The organism is Streptomyces sp. NPDC030838, assembly GCF_055572035.1.
On the sequence record NZ_JBVIED010000001.1, the window covers coordinates 297,653 to 315,025 of the forward strand.

Genomic DNA, 17,373 nt, shown 5'->3' on the forward strand with positions numbered 1-17,373 from the left:
GAGCTGGTCGCCCGGCAGCTCGAGGAGCAGATAGCCGGGCGCTTCCCGGTCGGGCAGCGGCTGCGGGTGCTCGACGTGGGGATGGGCCAGGGCACGCAGGCGCTGCGGCTGGCCCGGGCCGGGCATCAGATCACCGGCCTCGAACAGGATCCGACGATGATCGCCGCGGCGCGCGCGGCGCTGTCCGGTGAGCCCGAGGGCATCCGGGAGCGGATGCGGATCATCGAGGGCGACGGCCGGGACACGGGGGTGCACTTCCTGCCGGGCAGCTTCGACGTGGTGCTGTGCCACGGGGTGCTGATGTACGTCGAGGAGCCCGATCCCCTGCTGGCGGGGCTGGCCCGGGTGCTGGCGCCGGGCGGGCTGCTGTCGCTGCTGGTGCGCAATGGGGACGCGCTGGCGATGCGGCCGGGTCTGTCCGGGGACTGGCAGGGCGCGCTGGCCTCCTTCGACACCACCGCCTACCGCAACCGCCTGGGGCTGGACGTCCGCGCCGACCGGCTGAGTGCGCTGACGTCGACGCTGGCCGGGATCGGGGCGCCGCTGCATGCCTGGTACGGGGTGCGGGTCTTCACGGACACGGCGGCGGACGGCGCGGAGGTGCCGGCCGATCTGGAGGCGCTGCTGTCGGTCGAGGAACGGGCCGGGCGCACGGACCCGTACCGGGGGATAGCGGCGCTGCTGCATCTGTGCGGGGTGCGGGGCTGACGCCGGGCAATCAGTGAGGGGCGGCCCGGTGCGGGCCGCCCCTGGTCGTTCCCACGACGGTCGTCTCTACGACGCCGCGTCCTCCGCGTGCAGGCTCATCGGGCCGTAGATCTCCGTGCCGTCCTCGAACAGCCGCACCTGGTCGGCGCCCCCTTCGAGCAGCTCCTTCCAGTGCTCCCCGATCCACGACTCGGCGTCCCCCTGCGTGGTGAACTCCTCGGGCTGCACCGCGGGCTGGACCTCCGTCCCGTCGGTCTTCTCGAACCGCCACGTCCATGCCGCCATGTAGGCCTCCCAGGTGTCGGCACCAGCAGAGCACAGGCCGGATCTTGGTCCGGCTCCTGCCCAGAGCCTAGCCGGACGCGCAAGAGCTGCGGGGACACGCGAAAATCGGCTCCGTGGAACTGACTCTGCTCGGCACCGGTGCCCCCGCGGGACTGCCCCGCCCCGACTGTCCCTGTGCGGCCTGTGCGACCGCGCTCGGGCCGGACGCGCGGGCGGCCACCGCGTTGCTCGTGGACGGGGCGCTGCTGCTGGACCTGACGCCGGGGGCAGCGTTCGCGGCGGCGCGGGCGGGGCGGTCGCTGGGCGGAGTGCGCCAGGTGCTGCTGTCGCATCCGCAGGGCGGGCCCGTCATGGAGGTGCCGGCCGGGCTGCCGCAGCCCGGGCGGGTGCCGGACGGGCGGGAGTTGGCGCTGCTGACGGGGCATCGGGTGCGGGCGGTGGCCCTGGACGCGCCGGGCACCGGATACGCCGTGACCGGGCCGGACGGGCAGCGGCTGCTGTATCTGCCGCCCGGGGGTGCGCCGGCCGGGCTGGAGGAGGGCACCGCACACGCGGAGCCGTACGACATGGTGGTGGCCGATGTGGTGGGGCGGCCGGACGCACTGGCGCGGCTGCGGGCGGTGGGGGCGGTCGGGCCGACGACGGATGTCGTCGCCGTGCACCTCGACCACGACGTGCCGCCCGGCGCCGAGCTGCGGCGGCGGCTCGCGGCGGCCGGGGCGCGGGCCGTGCCGGACGGGACGACGCTGGTGGTGGGGGCGTACGAGGACGTGCCCGATGTGCCGCGGCGGACGCTGGTGCTGGGGGGCGCCCGGTCCGGGAAGTCGGTGGAGGCGGAGCGGCGGCTGGAGGCGTTCCCGGATGTCGTGTACATCGCCACGGGCGGGACGCGCGGCGGGGACGGTGAGTGGGCGGCGCGGGTGGCGGCCCACCGGGAGCGGCGGCCGGGGTCGTGGCGGACGGTGGAGACGTGTGATCTGGTGCCGCTGCTGAAGGACGACGGGCCGCCGTTGCTGATCGACTGTCTGTCGCTGTGGCTGACCGACGCGATGGACTCCGTCGGGGCGTGGGACGACGCGGAGTGGGCCGATGGGGGTGAGCGGGCGCTGCGCGAGCGGGTGCGGGAGCTGGCGGGGGCGGTGCGGGAGACGCGGCGGGTGGTGGTCGCCGTGTCGAACGAGGTGGGGTCCGGGATCGTGCCGGCGACGGCGTCGGGGCGGCGGTACCGGGATGAGCTGGGGCGGCTGAACGCGGCGGTCGCCGGGGAGTGTGAGCAGGTGCTGTTGGTTGTGGCGGGGCAGGCGGTGGTGTTGCGGGGGTGAGGGGTGGCCCTGCGGGGGGCTGAGGCGCGGGGGGCTGAGGCCGGGAGGTCGCGCGGCCCGGCGTGACGGGGTGCCGCCCGCGGCTAGTGCGGGGCCCGGGCGATCACCCTGTACGTGTTCGAGAAGCCCATGTGCCGGATGACCGGGGCCAGGGCGTGGTCCGCCGCCGTCGCCGCCGCTGTCAGGGGTGCCGTTGCCCCGGCCAGGAGGGCGCGCAGCGCGCGTTCGGCCTCGGTGGGGGGAATCGGGCGCCAGGGGGCGTCGGCGGGGGGCAGCAGGTTGGTGAGGAGCAGGGTCGTCGCCACGGACAGGTCACAGGGAACGTGGACGCGGTCCGTGCGGAGGATCGCGCAGCCCTGGGCCACCAGTTCCGCCTTGAGGTTGGCCGGGGGGATGAGGTGGAGGTGGCGGGGCTGGGTGTGGGCCAGCCACCAGCGGCCGAGGAGGGGGGCGAAGAGACTGGTCGGGTCGGGGAGTTCGATCAGGAGGTGGCCGCCGGGGCGGAGCACGGCGAGCGCCGCGTGGAGGTCGGCTCGGGGGTCCGGGCTGTGGTGCAGCTGGTGCAGGAGGCTGACGACGTCGTAGCGGGCGCGGAGGCGGTCGATCACCTGCCAGGACGTCAGACGGCCCACGTACGCCTCCTCCAGGCGTTCCTCCGCGCGGGCCCGCAGGACGCGCGGGGTGGGGTCGAGTCCGTCGAACGCGGTGTACGGGAAGTACTCCCGCGCCGCCTCCGGGAAGTCGGCGTCCCCCGTGCCGACGTCCAGCCAGCCCTCCGGTTCCCCGTACGGCAGCATCGCGCGGGCCGTGGCCCGCAGCCGGCGCCGGGAGGTCCGCGCGCGGCCGGTGTCCGGCTGCGGGTCGCGGAAGTGGAACGCCAGCCCTTCCGAAGTGAGGCGGGGGTTCTGGAAGACGTGCCCGCAGTCGCGGCACCGGTCGACGGTGAACGTGCCCGGTCTGCCCTGGGTGAGGTCGGGCGCGGAGAACCGGGTGCGCAGGTGGCTGGAGCCGCACCACGGGCAGTCCGGGCGGCGGGGTTCGTGGAACCGGTCGGTGCCCTGGGCGAGTTCGGCGAGGAAGGCGGCGCGGTGGCGGGCGGTCACGTGCGGGGCGGCGGGCGAGGACAGCATCGGCGGCTCCCGGGACGGGCACTCTCACATACACGTACGGATGGATGCATACCCGTACACATACGCGTACACAGGCAAATGGGAACGTATGGGATGCCGATCTTGGGTGCAACGACGTGGTGGCCATGTGGCGCCGTCCTGTTCGACCGGTGCCGGTACTGTTCGGCGAATGAGCTCGCTTAATCTCGACGACTTCACCGATCTGATCGAGCGCCCCGACGGGGGGATGCGCCGGGACGCCGAGGCGCGCCGGGAGCGTCAGATCGTCCCGCCCGGATCGCTGGGGCGCCTCGACGACCTGGGTGAGTGGCTGGCCGCGGCGCAGGGTGCCGTACCGGTGCGGCCGGTCGAACGGCCGCGGGTGGTGCTGTTCGCCGGTGACCACGGCATCGCCGAACTGGGCGTCTCGGCGCGGCCCGCGGGCACCGCCCACGAGCTGGTGCGCGAGGTGCTGGAGGGCGCCCGCCCGGTGGCGGTGCTGGCCCGGCGGCTCGGGGTGCCGGTGCGCGTGGTGGACATGGCGCTGGACTGCGACCCGGGCACGTTCCCCGAGGACGTCGTACGGCACCGGGTGCGGCGCGGCAGCGGGCGGATCGACATCGAGGACGCGCTGACCCCGGAGGAGGCGGAGGCCGCGTTCCGGGCCGGGGTCGCGGTGGCCGACGAGGAGGCCGACTCGGGCACGGATCTGGTGGTCCTCGGCGACATCAGCGTGGGCGGCACCACGGCCGCGGGCGTGCTGGTGGCGGCGCTGTGCGGGACCGACGCCTCGGTGGTCACCGGGCGGGGCGGGCTCGCCATCGACGACCTGGTGTGGATGCGCAAGTGCGCCGCGATCCGGGACGCGCTGCGCCGCGCCCGGCCGGTGCTCGGGGACCAGCTGCAGCTGCTGGCGACGGTCGGCGGCGCCGATCTGGCCGCGATGACCGGGTTCCTGCTGCAGAGCGCCGTACGGAAGATGCCGGTGATCCTGGACGGTGTGGTGGCCGCCGCGTGCGCGCTGGTCGGTCAGCGGATCGCGTTCCGGGCGCCGGACTGGTGGCTGGCCGGGCACGCCAGCGGCGAGCCGGGGCAGGCGAAGGCGCTGGACCGGATGGCGCTGGAGCCGCTGCTGGACCACGGAGTCAAGGTCGGCGAGGGGGCGGGCGGGCTGCTCGCCCTGCCGCTGGTGCAGGCCGCGGCGGCGCTGGCGGCGGAGCTGCCCGAGAAGGCCCCGGCCGAGAAGAAGGAAGAGGAGCGGGAAGAGGGGAAGGAAGAAGAGGGGAAGGAAGGGGCCGAGGCCGCGGCGGAGTGAGCGACCCAGGTCACGCCGGTTTCGCTCAACTTCTCCCCGTTCGGCGTGGTCTTCCCGGGCGATGAACACGCTCGTCCGCCTCGCCCGCGCCGAATGGGGACCGCTGTACGCGGCCCTGCGCGAACCGCTGCTCCGGCGGCGGTTCCGGGCCGTCCCGCTGACCGTCGGGGCGGTCTGCCTGACCGCCGCGCTGCACGCGGTGCACGGCACGTCGTGGGGCTACGGCTTCGTGCAGGCCGTCGGCACCGTGCGCGCGGAGGATCCGCTGTGGCTCGCCCTGCTGCGCACGCCGCTCTCCCTCTTCGTCCCGGCCCTGGACCTGCCGGTGTGGGGCGCGCTGGCGCAGATCCTGGTCGTCTTCGGCATCGCGGAGATCTGTCTCGGCCGTCGCCGCACGCTCGCCCTCGCCTACGCCGCCACCCTCGCCGGGACGCTGTACGCCCGGCTCGGCATCGCCCTCGGCCCCGACGCCCCGCTGGGGCTGCCCGCGGCGGACGCGTGGGTGGTGGACACCGGGCCGTCGGCGGCCGTGGTGGGGCTCGCGGTGTACGTGGGCTTGCGGTACCGCGCGTATCTCACCGCCGGCGCGGTGATCGCGGCGATGGTGGCCGAGGTGCTGGTGAAGGAGAACCTGGCCGGCAAGGAGCATCTGGCGGCGATCGCGGCGGTGTCGGCGCTGTGCGCGGTGGGCGCGGCGCGTCAGCGGTGGTCGAGGGCGCGGGTGGGCTCGTCCGGCGCCCCGCCGATCCAGTCCTGGAGCTTGCGGGCGGGGCCCGCCCAGCGGCGGTCGTGGCGGTAGGCGCGCAGGAACGCGCGGGCGCGGGCGCGCGGGCGGCGGCCGTAGAAGCGGCGGGCCCACGCGGAGCCGGGGCGGGCCAGGCGGACGGCGCCGACGAGGGCGACCACGGGCACGATCGCGCCGAACAGCGCCATGCGCAGCTTGCCCTTGTAGAGGGCGACGAGGGAGAAGAGGAAGTTCCCGGCGACGGTGGCGATGACGGTGCCCCGGCCCTGGCGTTCCTCGTCGTCGACGCCGTTGACGTCGAACGGGGAGAACCCCGCGAGGACCAGGCCGACCAGGGCCGCCGTCACCACCACGACCTCGACGCTCTTGCGGCCCGCCTCGGTCCAGTACACGTCGTCGAGGTGGAGGATCAGCGCGAACTCGTCGAGGACGAGCCCCGCGCCGATGCCGAAGATCACCGCGCACAGCGCCGGCCCGAGCCCCTCGCGTCCGCTGGCCACCGCGCCGAAGCCGCCGATGATCGTGAGCACCACGCCGGGCACGACGTGATGGATGTGCAGGCCGCCCGCCCCCTTGACGTTCCCGAAGGGCCCCTTGCCGGCCCGGATGAGACGGGTGACCAGCCGGGTGATCAGGAAGGTCAGCACGAAGGCGGCGAGGGCGAGCAGCAGAGGGAGTTTGCCGGGTTCGACGATGTTCCGATACAGCCACTGCCCCATACCTCACAGTCTGACCGGATTCCGCCCCGGGCGCCGTGCGGGCCGTCGCGTACCCTTCCGGCGTGTCCCCGATCTCCCCGGTTCCGCCGCTGCACGGCCTCCGCTTCGCCTTCGGCACGCTCACCGTCCTGCCGGTGAGGGTGACCCGCTGGGACCGGGCGGCCGCCCGGAGCGGGATGCTGTGCGCGCCGGTCGCCGGTCTGGTCGTCGGGGTCCTCGCCGCGGCGGCCGGGGTGGCACTTCTGCTGCTCGGCGCCGGTCCGCTGCTCGCCGCCGTGGCCTCCACCGCCGTACCGGCCGTGCTCACCCGGGGACTGCATCTGGACGGGCTGGCCGACACCGCCGACGGGCTGGGCAGCGGGAAGCCAGCCGAGGACGCGCTGCGGATCATGAAGCAGTCGGACATCGGGCCGTTCGGGGTGATCACCCTCGTCTTCGTGCTGCTCGCCCAGGTGGCCGCCCTCGCCCAGGCCTACGACGGCTCCTGGGCCCGGGGCGCGCTGGCCGCCGTCGTCGCGGCCACGGCCGCCCGGCTGGCGCTGACCCTGGCCGCCCGCACCGGGGTGCCGCCCGCGCGTCCGGACGGGCTGGGCGCGGCGGTCGCGGGGGCCGTGCCGCGGGGCGGGGCGCTGCTCGTGGGGCTGCTGGTGCTCGGGGCGGCGGCGGGCGGGGGCGCGCTCCTCGGGGCGTACGACCTCGGCCGTGCGGTGCTCGCCGTGCTGCTCGCGGTCGCCGCGGCGGAGCTGCTGCTGCGGCACTGCACGCGCCGGTTCGGCGGGGTGACCGGCGATGTCTTCGGCGGGCTCGCCGAGACGGCGGCGACGACCGCGCTGGTTGTGCTGGCGCTCGGCTGAGAAAGTGCCTGGACCTGATGTCTGCCGGGTGCGGGTTCGTCGTGGTTGTTCGCGCAGTTCCCCGCGCCCCTATAGGCCGATCAACAAGCCCGGCGCCAAGAATCCAGCTCATAGCGCTTCAGCATCGAGCTGAGCCGCAGCCGCCGCGCCTGCGGGCAGAACCCGCGCGTCGGCACCTCGTACTCCACGTGGAAGACGGCCTTGCCCGCCTCGATGAAGGGCGCGAGGGCCTCGCACTCGCGGTGCTGGGCGCACTGCTCGTTGACCGCGAAGTCGAAGTCGCCGACCAGTTCGGGGATCTGGTCGAGGTCGTTCTTCAGGCCGACCGCCAAGCCCCGTTCGTGGGCCAGGCGGGCGATCAGCCGGTTGTAGCGGAGCTGGTCGGCGGCGGTGAGCGGGAAGCCGGTGCGGTTGCGGTAGCCGTCCATGTTGTCCGGCTCCACCGCGTCGAAGCCCTTCGCGCGGCACATGTCGAGCCGGGCCGCCATCAGAGGTTCCAGGACGTCGGTGCGGCGGATGTCGAGCCAGCGCTCACCCTTCCAGCCGTTGCTCCTGCCGAGCACCGACCTGGGGAACTTCCCGGCGTCCGGGCGGAACTCCTCCCAGGCGCCGATGGAGAGGTAGCAGATCACCTTGCGGCCCCTGCGGTGCAGGTCGGCGACGGTGTCCGCGTCGTGGTCGAAGCCGTCGATGTCGTACACCGGCACGTCGACCGTCGGGTCGAGACGGCCGCTGAGCTGCCACTGCCAGGGGGTGCCGGGGCGCGGCTGCCAGCGGTGCCCGGTCGGCCGGTCCGGCGTGTCCCCGTCGTCGGGGTCGGACGTACAGCCCGCGGCCAGGACGAGCAGGGCGAGCAGCGTGAGCAGGCGTCTCACCGGGCGGGCTCCAGGGTGTGCGGCAACGTACCCCAGGGATGATCGCCCGTGCCGGGCACCGCGCAGTGCACGGCGGCACCGTGCCGCCGGGCCGCCGCGGCGAGGTCGACGCCCGGTGGGACGCCGTAGACGAGGTGGCAGACGCGTGCGCCGGTGCCGGGCCAGGGCCGCGGGGGCCGGGTGCGGTACGTCGTCCAGTCGCCCTCGAAGGTCACCAGCACGTCGGCGATGCGGGCGTAGCAGGGGTGGGGCTCGGTGCCGTGGTTCAGGGTGAGGGTGGTGCAGCCCGCCGCCCACGCGGCGCTCGCCAGGCGCCGGTAGTGGGGGAACTCGTCGGGGCCGGCGGCCACCTGGTCGAGGAAGGCGCCGTCCGTGCCGTACCAGGCGCGGTACCGGTCGAGGTCCCGGGCCACGTCGGCGTACGGGCGGCGGCCGTAGTCGGTGTCGGCGTACCCGAGCACCCGCACGCCCGCGTCCCGCAGCCGGGCGGCGACCTCGGCGAACGCCGGGTCGGGGGTCTCCCCCGGGCCGCTGGCCGGGTTGAGGACCACGCCGTGCAGTCGGGGCGCGGCGGCGACGATCGCGTCCCACTCGGCGGGGCGGACGGACGGGTGCTCGTAGTACGGGACCAGCAGGGTGCTCATCGGTGGGCGGTCGCCCTTCCCAGCAAGGCGCAGACCAGGGCCGCCTGTACGGCGGCGGAGGCGCCGTAGACCGTCACGCCGACCCAGTGCGGCGCACCCGTGTGGGTGACCACCGCCAGGGTCTGCACGAGGGCGGCGGTGCAGCACACCGCCGCCGCGCCGTGGATCGCGCCGAACGACTGGAGCAGCAGCCCGGTCCACAGCACCACGCCGAGCAGCAGGAGGCCCGCCAGGCGGACGCCGGTGATCCCCGGGGAGTGCGGCCACAGGGCGGAGGCGGCCAGGGCCAGCGCGGACAGGGCGGCGAGATAGCCGGCCAGACAGCGGAGCACGATCAGCGCGGTGGTGCGCCAGAAGGCGCGGGGCGTGCTGGTGGAGCGCAGTCCGGCGAGACTGCCGCTGCGGAAGCGGTACAGCAGCCACTCGGCGGGGCCCATGCTCAGCGTGAGCGCCACCGCGGCGGGCGCGGCGACGGCGCTGTGCGCCTCGTCGGCGAGGACGTCGCCGAGCGCCGCGTACAGCACCAGGACACCGCTGCCGAGGCCGAACAGCGCGTACGGCACGGACGCGGTGAGCCGGGGGCCGCCCGTGCGGTGCTGGAGCGGGCCGCCGAGCGACCCGAACGGCAGCAGCGCCGTCAGGCCCGCGGTCCAGCTCCCCTCGCCCAGCTCGCGCAGCGCGGGCGCCACGTCGAGCAGGGCGAGCGCCGAGACCACGGCCAGCGAGCCGAGCAGCAGGGTGAGCCGGGCCGCCTCGGGCACCTCGGTGACCAGCGCCGCCACCGCGCCCGCCGCCATCGGCAGCAGCGCGACGAGCAGGGCCCGTTCGCCGCCCATGACCAGCAGGGTGGTGGCCGCGCCCAGATAGCAGGACTGGCCCGCGGCGAAGGCGAGTGCGGCCGGGTCCGCGGTGCCCGCGACGGCGAGCGCGGTCAGGGAGCCGAGCAGCGCGCCCAGGGGCGCGCCCACGAGGAGGCAGCGGCGGGCGGCCGAGCGGTCACCGAGGCCGAGCCAGGAGTAGGCGCGGTGGGCGAGGCCCTGGTTCCAGGTCCAGCCGGTGAGGGCGCCCGCGAGCAGCGGGACCGTTCCGGCCGGGAGCCCGAAGTCGCCCTCCGGGCCGGCGAGGAGCGGTCCGCCGAGGACGTAGGCGAGGCCCGGCAGGGCGAACACCACGCCGCGCAGCAGACAGCCGAGCAGACCGACCTGCCAGGGGTCGTGGACCGGGCCGTCGGGTTCCGGGTAGCGGCGGCCGACGCGCGCGTACAGCTCCTCGGCGAGCGAGAAGGAGTCCTTCACCCCGTACCGCTCGCGTATCCGGTCGTCGGAGAGCCCGTCGGACTCCAGCAGCGCGGCGATCTCGTCCGGGTGGACGGCGGCGGCTATGAAGTCCTCCAGACGGTCGGCGAGTTCGTCGATCGGGTCGGGACCCGCCCAGCTGGGGGTGGTGCGCTGCCGGGGGATGGCGGGCAGGCTGTCGGGGCGGGCGCCCGGGGGCAGCCAGACGTTTCCGCTCACCAGCCGGTCCCGTCCGTCGCCACGGCCGCGTACCAGGGGTTGCGCAGTTCGAGGGTCCAGTCGGCGACCGTCTCGAGCGTCGGCTCGTACACCTCGGTCGCGCCCGCCAGCTCCTGGTAGATCGTCCGGAAGTTGTCCACCGAGCGGCGCAGGGTGAACCGGTCGATGACCCGCTGCCGGCTCACCTCCCCGAGCCTGCGGCGGCGTTCGTGGTCGTGGAGCAGGGTGAGCGTGGCGGCGGCCATCTTCTCGGGCTCGCGCGGCGGGACCACCAGACCGGTGTCGCCGACCGCCTCGCGCACGCCGCCGACGTCCGTGGAGACGGTCGTACGGCCGCAGGACATGGCCTCGATGATGGAGAACGGGAAGCCCTCCGAGATGGAGGAGAGCATGACGATGTGGCCGGCCGCGTAGGCGCGCCAGACCTCGCTGACCCGGCCCTCGAAGGTGAGGCCGTCGGTGACGCCGAGTTCGGCGGCGAGCTTCTCCAGCTTGGTCCGGTACGCCTCGCCGCCGGGCGGGACCGGGCCGAACAGGCGCAGCCTGGTCTGCGGGATCTCGGCGCGGACCAGGGCGTAGGCGCGGATCAGGGTCTCCAGGTCCTTGATGGGGTCGACCCGGCCGCACCAGGTGAGGGTGGGGATCTCGGGTTCGGGTCCGGCGTGCGGGAAGGCGGCCGGGTCGACGCCGTTGTAGACGGTGCGGATCTTGCCGGCGTCGGCGCCGCCGCGCTCCTCCCAGCGGCGGTTGTACTGGTTGCACGGGGTGATCAGGTCGGCCGAGCGGTAGCCGTGCGAGTTCAGCTCCCGCCAGAAGCCGAGCATGAACGCCTTCACCGGCCAGCGCTGGGCCTCGCGGCGATAGCCGAGATAGCGCTCGCGCAGATAGATGCCGTGCTCGGTGAGCAGGAACGGCACCCCGTCCAGGTGGCGGGCGGCGAGCGCGGGCAGGGTGGCGAGGCCGCTGCTCACCGCGTGCGCGACCGAGTCCTCGGGGATGCGTGTCCCCAGCGGGCGCAGGGCGTGTTCCAGCAGGTCGGTGGCGGTCAGGGCGTCGTGCACGGTGGGACGGGCGGCCGCGGTCGGCAGATGCGGCATCGTCCAGATCCACATCAGCGAGCGCAGCGCGGCCTCGGTGCGCAGCGCCGCGGACAGGCGTCCGTCGCGGGCGATCCTGGCCAGTTCGGTCAGCGCCTCGCCGAAGTCGCAGGGCGCCTCCGGGTCCAGGAACGACAGCAGCAGTTGTTCGTAGGCGTCGATGAAGCGGCGGCGGGCTCTGCCGTGGGGTGCTCCTCGGTGGCCGGGGCGCGGGCCCCAGGTCGGCACGGTGGTGTGCCGGGAGACGTTGGGCGGCAGCTCCCAGGTGACGGGTTCGCGGCCGCTGCCGGTGAGGGAGATGATGTGGAAGTCGACCTCGGGCATGCCCTTGACCAGCTGGTCGCACCAGGTGCTGACGCCGCCGTGGACGTGTGGGTAGGTGCCTTCGGTGAGCATGGTGACGTGCATGTGCTGCGCGCCTTCCCCCCTGTTTTTCGCGGATTCTGTGCGGGGAACTGCTGCCTCGTCGCCCGGCTGTGGGTTCGTCGTGGCTGGTCGCGCAGTTCCCCGCGCCCCTTGGGGCGTTCCTCTTACGGCAGTTTCAGCGTCAACGCGTTCTGCAGGGCGGCCGGCGTGGTCCATGCCGAGCGCGCTCCCGCGTAGGGCGTGCCGAAGGTGGTGGTGCCGAGAAGAAGCTGCTTCTGCGTCCCCTCCGGTGCGGTCACCGGGATCTGGGTCCCGGACGGTGCCTGGACCGTCACGGTCTTGCCGATGCGGTAGGCGGTGACCTGGTTGTTCGTGATCGCGGTCTGCCAGGCGGCCCGGCGCTTCAGTTCGGTGCCGATGGCGCCGTGGCGCGGGTTCTCCAACGGGGTGTTGTCGGCGAACAGGGCGCGGTAGTCGGCGAGGACCTTGTCGAGCACCGGGTAGAGGATGCGGTCCTCGGCCAGGTTGGACTGGTGCGCGTAGTGCGGGCGCGGGTCGTTGCCGAGGGCGTGGCCCAGGGCGGTGCGGGCCTCCTGGGGGACGATGTGGGTGTCGTAGCCGGTGGTGACGTCGAGCGGTTCGTCGAGGCAGGTGGAGGTCGGGTTGCTCTCGCAGACGCCGCTGCCGCCGTCCGCCTTCGAGGTGTAGATCCAGTTGTACTCGTCGGTCATCTCGGCCTCGGTGCCGACGTTGTAGTACACGTTCATCGGGTGCCGGGGCACGGTCAGCGCGGCACCGACCGGGCGCTGCTCCGGTTCGCGGGAGTTGTCCGAGGCGATCCACTTCACGCCGGTGTCGGCGAGGGCGCCGGCCAGGTTGGGGTTGTCCTCGGGCTGCTGCGGCAGGGTCTTCAGGCCGGAGTGCTCGCCGGTGACCAGTTCCGTGCGGTCGACCGGGAGGCCCTTGGCGAGGGCCCAGTTGTGGTTGTCGCGGATCTGCGCGGCGATCTCGGCGCGGCTCATGTACCGGGTGCTGCCGTCGGCGTTCTTCGCGCAGCTCCACGGCACTGTGGAGGTGTCCTGCACACAGCCCAGGTAGGGGTGGGTGTAGGTGTGGTTGATCCAGCGGTACTGCGCCTTGTCGGCGAGCAGCCGGTCGGTGAGCGCGTCGGTGCCGCCGTGCTCGGCCTTCCACTCCTCGCCGGAGCCGGCGTTGTAGACCATGTCGAGGGTGAAGCCGCGCTCGCGCTGCCACTGGGCGGCGTAGGCCGCGTCGTCCGCGGTCATGCGGATCGGCGTGGTCCCCTCGCCGTCACCGCCCGGGCAGTCGAAGTCGCCGGGCGTGCAGTCGCGCTCGGTGTCCCAGCGGCTGTCGGGGGCGAAGACGTCGTCGACATGGACCGCAAGGTAGTTGCGGTCCCGGCCCAGATGCACGCCCTGAGTCAGCCATTCGACGATGCCGCGGGCCAGTGCCCGGAACTGCCGCTGGTGCGCGTTGTACGCGAACGTCACCACCAGTTCGCGGCGCCCGTCGTGGGCGTACTCGCCGACGAGGCTGCCGCGGCCGGTGCCGCCGGGCACGGGGATGTCGACGTACGAGGTGAAGCCCGCGCGGGGGCGGGCCACATAGCCGTAGCTCTCCTGGACGGCCGGGGCGTTGTCCTCGAAGGCGAGGGTGCCGTCGAGGTAGCCGAACCAGCCCGCCTTGCCGGCCGCGGTGACGGACGCCTCGCGCCCGTCGAGCGCGCCGGCCCAGCCGCCCTCGCTGGTGTAGTCGAGGCCGACCTCGGGGTGGGCCCAGGTGTAGGCGTCGACCTGCGGGATGCCGTACGTCCGCTCGTACGTCTCCAGCGCGGTCTGCTCGGCGGAGCCCGCGCCGAACGGGGTCTCGTGGGGCAGCACGACGCCCTGGTACCTGGCGCGGGGCGTGCCGTTCACCGTGTCGCTGAGGAACGACTCGGTGAGCGTGGGGCGGCCCGGGTCGTTCAGGTCGATCGTGGTGTACGGGACGCCGGTGCTCCTCAGCTGGGCGGTGATGGCCCTGACGGGGCTGTCCCCGTTGTCCACCACCAGCACCCTCAGGTCGATCCGCGGCTCGGCGGCCGCCGACGCCCCGGGCGCCCCCAGCCCGAGCGTCATCAGTGCGGCGGCTGCCAGGACGGCGGCCGCCTCTCTCCGTCTGCGCGCGCGTGGCGCCATGGTGGTTCCTCCCCCCAGAAGATCCCCCATGCCCCCTGTGCCGCTGCCGTGTGGGAGGTGTGGCCCTTTTGTGAGCCATCCACGGGAGATCCTGTGGAAATCATGCAAAACGGCGAGCGCGGGACTCACCGGAACCCGACGAGTGTGACTCAGGTCATGGAGTGCGAGGATCGGGAAATGGCCACGACGCCACTCACAGGTGAACGCCCGCAGGCGTGAGCGAACGAACGCGCGCGCGTAGTCTCGTCCCAGGTCCGCTCCGCAGTGACGCGGACCCGGTTGAGACCACCCTCAAGGGCCGGATCTAGGGTCTGTCGGGCCCGGCCGACCCACCCTGTTCGGCCACAGCAACTTCACATCGGAAGCGAGAAATCACCACCGTGACTGCTCTCACTCTCAGCACCGCCGCGGCGGCCGGCCTGCGCGCCGACGCCATCGTGATCGGTGTCGCCAAGAGCCCGAAGGGCGGAAAAGGGCTCGCCGTCGCGCCGGGCGCCGAGGCCGTGGACAAGGCCTACGACGGCAGGCTCGCCGGCCTTCTGGAGACCCTGGGCGCCTCGGGTGCCGAGGGCGAGGTGACCAAGCTGCCCGCGCCGGCCGGCTTCAAGGCGCCGCTCGTCGTGGCGGTGGGCCTGGGCACACGGCCGGAGAAGGACGACGAGTACGACGCCGAGGCGCTGCGCCGCGCCGCCGGCGTCGCCGCGCGCACCCTCGCGGGCTCCAAGAAGGCCGCCTTCGCCCTGCCGGTCGCGGACTCCGCCGCGGTCGGGGCGATCGCCGAGGGCGCGCTGCTCGGGGCGTACTCCTTCGACGCCTACAAGGACAGCGGCAAGGACTCCGGGGAGAAGAACGGCAAGGCGCCGCTCGCCGAGGCCTCGATCCTGGGCGCGAAGCCCCGCGACAAGGCGCACAAGGCGGCCGTCGAGCGCGCCACCGCCGTCGCCGAGGAGCTGAACCGCGCCCGCGACCTGATCAACACCCCGCCGAACGACCTCAACCCCGAGTCGTTCGCCGCCGTCGCGCAGGCCGCGGCCAAGGAGCATGGCATCAAGGTGCAGGTGCTCGACGAGAAGGCGCTCGCCAAGGGCGGCTACGGCGGCATCCTCGGCGTCGGCGGCGGCTCCGCGTCCGCGCCGCGCCTGGTGAAGCTGTCGTACAAGCACTCCAAGGCGAACAAGCACCTCGCCTTCGTCGGCAAGGGCATCACCTACGACTCGGGCGGCATCTCGCTGAAGCCGGCCGGGCACAACGAGACGATGAAGTGCGACATGAGCGGTGCGGCGGCGGTCTTCGCCGCCGTGGTCGCCGCCGCGCGGCTCGGGCTCGAGGTGAACATCACCGGCTGGCTGGCGCTCGCCGAGAACATGCCGTCCGGCTCCGCCGTGCGCCCCGGTGACGTGCTGCGCATGTACAGCGGCAAGACGGTGGAGGTGCTGAACACCGACGCCGAGGGCCGGCTGGTGCTGGGCGACGCCCTGTGGGCCGCGTCCGAGGAGAAGCCGGACGCGATCGTGGACGTGGCGACGCTGACCGGCGCGATGGTGCTGGCGCTGGGCAACCGCACCTTCGGTGTGATGGCCAACGACGACGCGTTCCGTACGGCGATCGTGGAGGCCGCGGAGGAGGTCGGCGAGGAGTCCTGGCCGATGCCGCTGCCGGAGCACCTGCGCAAGGGGATGGACTCGCCCACGGCGGACATCGCCAACATGGGTGAGCGGATGGGCGGCGGGCTGGTCGCCGGGCTGTTCCTCCGGGAGTTCGTCGGCGAGGGGATCACCTGGGCGCACCTGGACATCGCCGGGCCGGCGTTCAACGAGGGCGGGCCCTTCGGGTACACGCCGAAGGGTGGTACCGGGTCCGGTGTGCGGACGCTGGTGCGGCTGGCCGAGCTGACGGCGGCCGGTGATCTCGGGTGACGTTCGCCTGAGAGCTCGGGGCTGAATGTCGTAGGGCGGCTTCAGGGGCGTGGGGGCTGGTCGCGCAGTTCCCCGCGCCCCTGAGGTCACTCCAGTTCCCCGCGTCTACAAGTGAACGTGCTACGTCTCACACCCCGGCCCCGCGTCTCGTCAAGCACTGACTAGTGCGAAGATGGGGCTCGGCAGGACAGGGCCCCCACCTAAGGGCCGAAGAACGAGCGGCCGGACACCAGCCGCCGACCGGTCACTGGAGACCGGCGTGGCGCACATGCATGGAGGACGTGACGTGGCGAACGACGCCAGCACCGTTTTCGACCTAGTGATCCTCGGCGGTGGTAGCGGTGGTTACGCCGCGGCCCTGCGCGGGGCGCAGCTGGGCCTGGACGTCGCCCTGATCGAGAAGGACAAGGTCGGCGGCACCTGCCTGCACCGGGGTTGCATCCCCACCAAGGCCCTGCTCCACGCGGGCGAGATCGCCGACCAGGCCCGCGAGAGCGCGCAGTTCGGCGTCAAGACCACCTTCGAGGGCATCGACGTCCCGGCGGTCCACAAGTACAAGGACGAGGTCATCTCGGGTCTGTACAAGGGTCTGCAGGGCCTGGTCGCCTCCCGCAAGGTGACGTACATCGAGGGCGAGGGCCGGCTGTCCTCCCCCACCTCCGTCGACGTCAACGGTCAGCGCATCCAGGGCCGCCACGTCCTGCTGGCGACCGGCTCCGTGCCGAAGTCGCTGCCGGGCCTGGAGATCGACGGCAACCGGATCATCTCCTCGGACCACGCCCTCGTCCTGGACCGCGTGCCGAAGTCCGCGATCATCCTGGGCGGCGGCGTCATCGGCGTCGAGTTCGCCTCCGCGTGGAAGTCCTTCGGCTCGGACGTCACGATCATCGAGGGCATGAAGCACCTCGTCCCGGTCGAGGACGAGAACAGCTCCAAGCTGCTCGAGCGCGCCTTCCGCAAGCGCGGCATCAAGTTCAACCTGGGCACCTTCTTCCAGAAGGCCGAGTACACCGCCGACGGTGTCAAGGTCACCCTGGCCGACGGCAAGGAGTTCGAGGCCGAGGTCCTGCTCGTCGCCGTCGGCCGCGGCCCGGTCTCGCAGGGCCTGGGCTACGAGGAGGCCGGGGTCGCCATGGACCGCGGTTACGTCCTCGTCGACGAGTACATGCGGACCAACGTCCCGACCATCTCCGCGGTCGGCGACCTGGTCCCGACCCTCCAGCTCGCGCACGTCGGCTTCGCCGAGGGCATCCTGGTGGCGGAGCGGCTGGCCGGTCTGAAGGTCGTCCCGATCGACTACGACGGTGTCCCGCGGGTGACGTACTGCCACCCGGAGGTCGCCTCCGTCGGTATCACCGAGGCCAAGGCCAAGGAGATCTACGGCGCGGACAAGGTCGTCGCTCTGAAGTACAACCTGGCGGGCAACGGCAAGAGCAAGATCCTGAAGACCGCGGGCGAGATCAAGCTCGTCCAGGTCAAGGACGGTGCCGTGGTCGGCGTCCACATGGTCGGCGACCGGATGGGCGAGCAGGTCGGCGAGGCCCAGCTGATCTACAACTGGGAGGCGCTGCCGGCCGAGGTGGCCCAGCTCATCCACGCCCACCCGACGCAGAACGAGGCGCTGGGCGAGGCCCACCTGGCCCTGGCCGGCAAGCCGCTGCACTCCCACGACTGACGCTCTCGGTCATCGGGCGCGACGACACAGA

General features: G+C 73.3%; 15 protein-coding genes. 7 read left to right on the top strand and 8 right to left on the bottom strand.

Annotated elements, in window-relative coordinates; translation table 11 throughout:
- Positions 1–3: 3 nt before the first annotated feature.
- On the top strand, positions 4–708 hold the full coding sequence (locus tag ACZ42A_RS01325) for a class I SAM-dependent methyltransferase (protein ID WP_468526105.1): 705 nt from the start codon (positions 4–6) through the stop codon (positions 706–708).
- Positions 709–774: 66 nt separating this feature from the next.
- Here ACZ42A_RS01325 and ACZ42A_RS01330 read toward each other — a convergent pair whose 3' ends face one another.
- Positions 775–993: a hypothetical protein gene (locus ACZ42A_RS01330; protein ID WP_468525051.1), complete on the bottom strand. Its 219-nt coding sequence runs from the start codon at positions 991–993 to the stop codon at positions 775–777.
- 113 nt (positions 994–1,106) lie between these two features.
- Here ACZ42A_RS01330 and ACZ42A_RS01335 point away from each other — a divergent pair, with 113 nt between their 5' ends.
- The gene (locus ACZ42A_RS01335) at positions 1,107–2,315 is read left to right on the top strand and encodes a bifunctional adenosylcobinamide kinase/adenosylcobinamide-phosphate guanylyltransferase (protein WP_468525052.1); all 1,209 of its coding nucleotides are present in this window, start codon (positions 1,107–1,109) and stop codon (positions 2,313–2,315) included.
- Positions 2,316–2,398: 83 nt separating this feature from the next.
- On the opposite strand, the gene ACZ42A_RS01340 is transcribed toward ACZ42A_RS01335, so the two are convergent.
- Positions 2,399–3,445, bottom strand: coding sequence for a class I SAM-dependent methyltransferase (locus tag ACZ42A_RS01340; protein WP_468525053.1), 1,047 nt, complete (start codon positions 3,443–3,445; stop codon positions 2,399–2,401).
- Between the two features lie 169 nt (positions 3,446–3,614).
- On the opposite strand from ACZ42A_RS01340, the gene cobT reads away from it, so the two are divergent.
- Positions 3,615–4,739: a nicotinate-nucleotide--dimethylbenzimidazole phosphoribosyltransferase gene (cobT, locus tag ACZ42A_RS01345; RefSeq protein ID WP_468525054.1), complete on the top strand. Its 1,125-nt coding sequence runs from the start codon at positions 3,615–3,617 to the stop codon at positions 4,737–4,739.
- Positions 4,740–4,800: 61 nt separating this feature from the next.
- Positions 4,801–5,538 carry a hypothetical protein gene (locus ACZ42A_RS01350; RefSeq protein ID WP_468525055.1) on the top strand — a complete coding sequence of 246 codons (738 nt, stop codon included), beginning with the start codon at positions 4,801–4,803 and terminating at the stop codon, positions 5,536–5,538.
- On the opposite strand, the gene ACZ42A_RS01355 is transcribed toward ACZ42A_RS01350, so the two are convergent.
- Positions 5,439–6,203: a hypothetical protein gene (locus ACZ42A_RS01355; RefSeq protein WP_468525056.1), complete on the bottom strand. Its 765-nt coding sequence runs from the start codon at positions 6,201–6,203 to the stop codon at positions 5,439–5,441. The two genes, ACZ42A_RS01350 and ACZ42A_RS01355, sit on opposite strands and share 100 nt — an antisense overlap.
- A gap of 62 nt (positions 6,204–6,265) precedes the next feature.
- Here ACZ42A_RS01355 and ACZ42A_RS01360 point away from each other — a divergent pair, with 62 nt between their 5' ends.
- Positions 6,266–7,057: an adenosylcobinamide-GDP ribazoletransferase gene (locus ACZ42A_RS01360; RefSeq protein WP_468525057.1), complete on the top strand. Its 792-nt coding sequence runs from the start codon at positions 6,266–6,268 to the stop codon at positions 7,055–7,057.
- Positions 7,058–7,137: 80 nt separating this feature from the next.
- On the opposite strand, the gene ACZ42A_RS01365 is transcribed toward ACZ42A_RS01360, so the two are convergent.
- The 5 genes from ACZ42A_RS01365 to ACZ42A_RS01385 all read right to left on the bottom strand — a co-directional run bounded on the left by ACZ42A_RS01365 (position 7,138) and on the right by ACZ42A_RS01385 (position 13,751).
- The gene (locus tag ACZ42A_RS01365) at positions 7,138–7,932 is read right to left on the bottom strand and encodes an endo alpha-1,4 polygalactosaminidase (protein ID WP_468525058.1); all 795 of its coding nucleotides are present in this window, start codon (positions 7,930–7,932) and stop codon (positions 7,138–7,140) included.
- Positions 7,929–8,576: a spherulation-specific family 4 protein gene (locus tag ACZ42A_RS01370; RefSeq protein WP_468525059.1), complete on the bottom strand. Its 648-nt coding sequence runs from the start codon at positions 8,574–8,576 to the stop codon at positions 7,929–7,931. Before ACZ42A_RS01370 ends, ACZ42A_RS01365 begins: the two co-directional genes overlap by 4 nt.
- Positions 8,573–10,090 (bottom strand): hypothetical protein, encoded by a 1,518-nt coding sequence (locus tag ACZ42A_RS01375; RefSeq protein ID WP_468525060.1) that lies wholly within the window; start codon positions 10,088–10,090, stop codon positions 8,573–8,575. Before ACZ42A_RS01375 ends, ACZ42A_RS01370 begins: the two co-directional genes overlap by 4 nt.
- On the bottom strand, positions 10,087–11,595 hold the full coding sequence (gene pelF, locus ACZ42A_RS01380; protein WP_468525061.1) for a GT4 family glycosyltransferase PelF: 1,509 nt from the start codon (positions 11,593–11,595) through the stop codon (positions 10,087–10,089). Before pelF ends, ACZ42A_RS01375 begins: the two co-directional genes overlap by 4 nt.
- Positions 11,596–11,717: 122 nt before the next feature.
- Positions 11,718–13,751, bottom strand: a complete 2,034-nt coding sequence (locus ACZ42A_RS01385; protein WP_468525062.1) for a hypothetical protein — start codon at positions 13,749–13,751, stop codon at positions 11,718–11,720.
- A gap of 380 nt (positions 13,752–14,131) precedes the next feature.
- Here ACZ42A_RS01385 and ACZ42A_RS01390 point away from each other — a divergent pair, with 380 nt between their 5' ends.
- Complete coding sequence (locus ACZ42A_RS01390; protein WP_468525063.1) at positions 14,132–15,667, top strand: leucyl aminopeptidase; 1,536 nt, start codon at positions 14,132–14,134, stop codon at positions 15,665–15,667.
- 286 nt (positions 15,668–15,953) lie between these two features.
- Positions 15,954–17,342, top strand: coding sequence for a dihydrolipoyl dehydrogenase (gene lpdA, locus ACZ42A_RS01395; protein WP_468525064.1), 1,389 nt, complete (start codon positions 15,954–15,956; stop codon positions 17,340–17,342).
- Positions 17,343–17,373: the final 31 nt, after the last annotated feature.

Bases quoted from the DNA above. Each gene is read 5' to 3' on its own strand.
- ACZ42A_RS01330 (WP_468525051.1), bottom strand. From the start codon at position 993: ATGGCGGCATGGACGTGGCGGTTCGAGAAGACCGACGGGACGGAGGTC.
- ACZ42A_RS01340 (WP_468525053.1), bottom strand. From the start codon at position 3,445: ATGCTGTCCTCGCCCGCCGCCCCGCACGTGACCGCCCGCCACCGCGCC.
- cobT (WP_468525054.1), top strand. From the start codon at position 3,615: ATGAGCTCGCTTAATCTCGACGACTTCACCGATCTGATCGAGCGCCCC.
- ACZ42A_RS01350 (WP_468525055.1), top strand. From the start codon at position 4,801: ATGAACACGCTCGTCCGCCTCGCCCGCGCCGAATGGGGACCGCTGTAC.
- ACZ42A_RS01355 (WP_468525056.1), bottom strand. From the start codon at position 6,203: ATGGGGCAGTGGCTGTATCGGAACATCGTCGAACCCGGCAAACTCCCT.
- ACZ42A_RS01370 (WP_468525059.1), bottom strand. From the start codon at position 8,576: ATGAGCACCCTGCTGGTCCCGTACTACGAGCACCCGTCCGTCCGCCCC.
- pelF (WP_468525061.1), bottom strand. From the start codon at position 11,595: ATGCACGTCACCATGCTCACCGAAGGCACCTACCCACACGTCCACGGC.
- ACZ42A_RS01385 (WP_468525062.1), bottom strand. From the start codon at position 13,751: ATGGCGCCACGCGCGCGCAGACGGAGAGAGGCGGCCGCCGTCCTGGCA.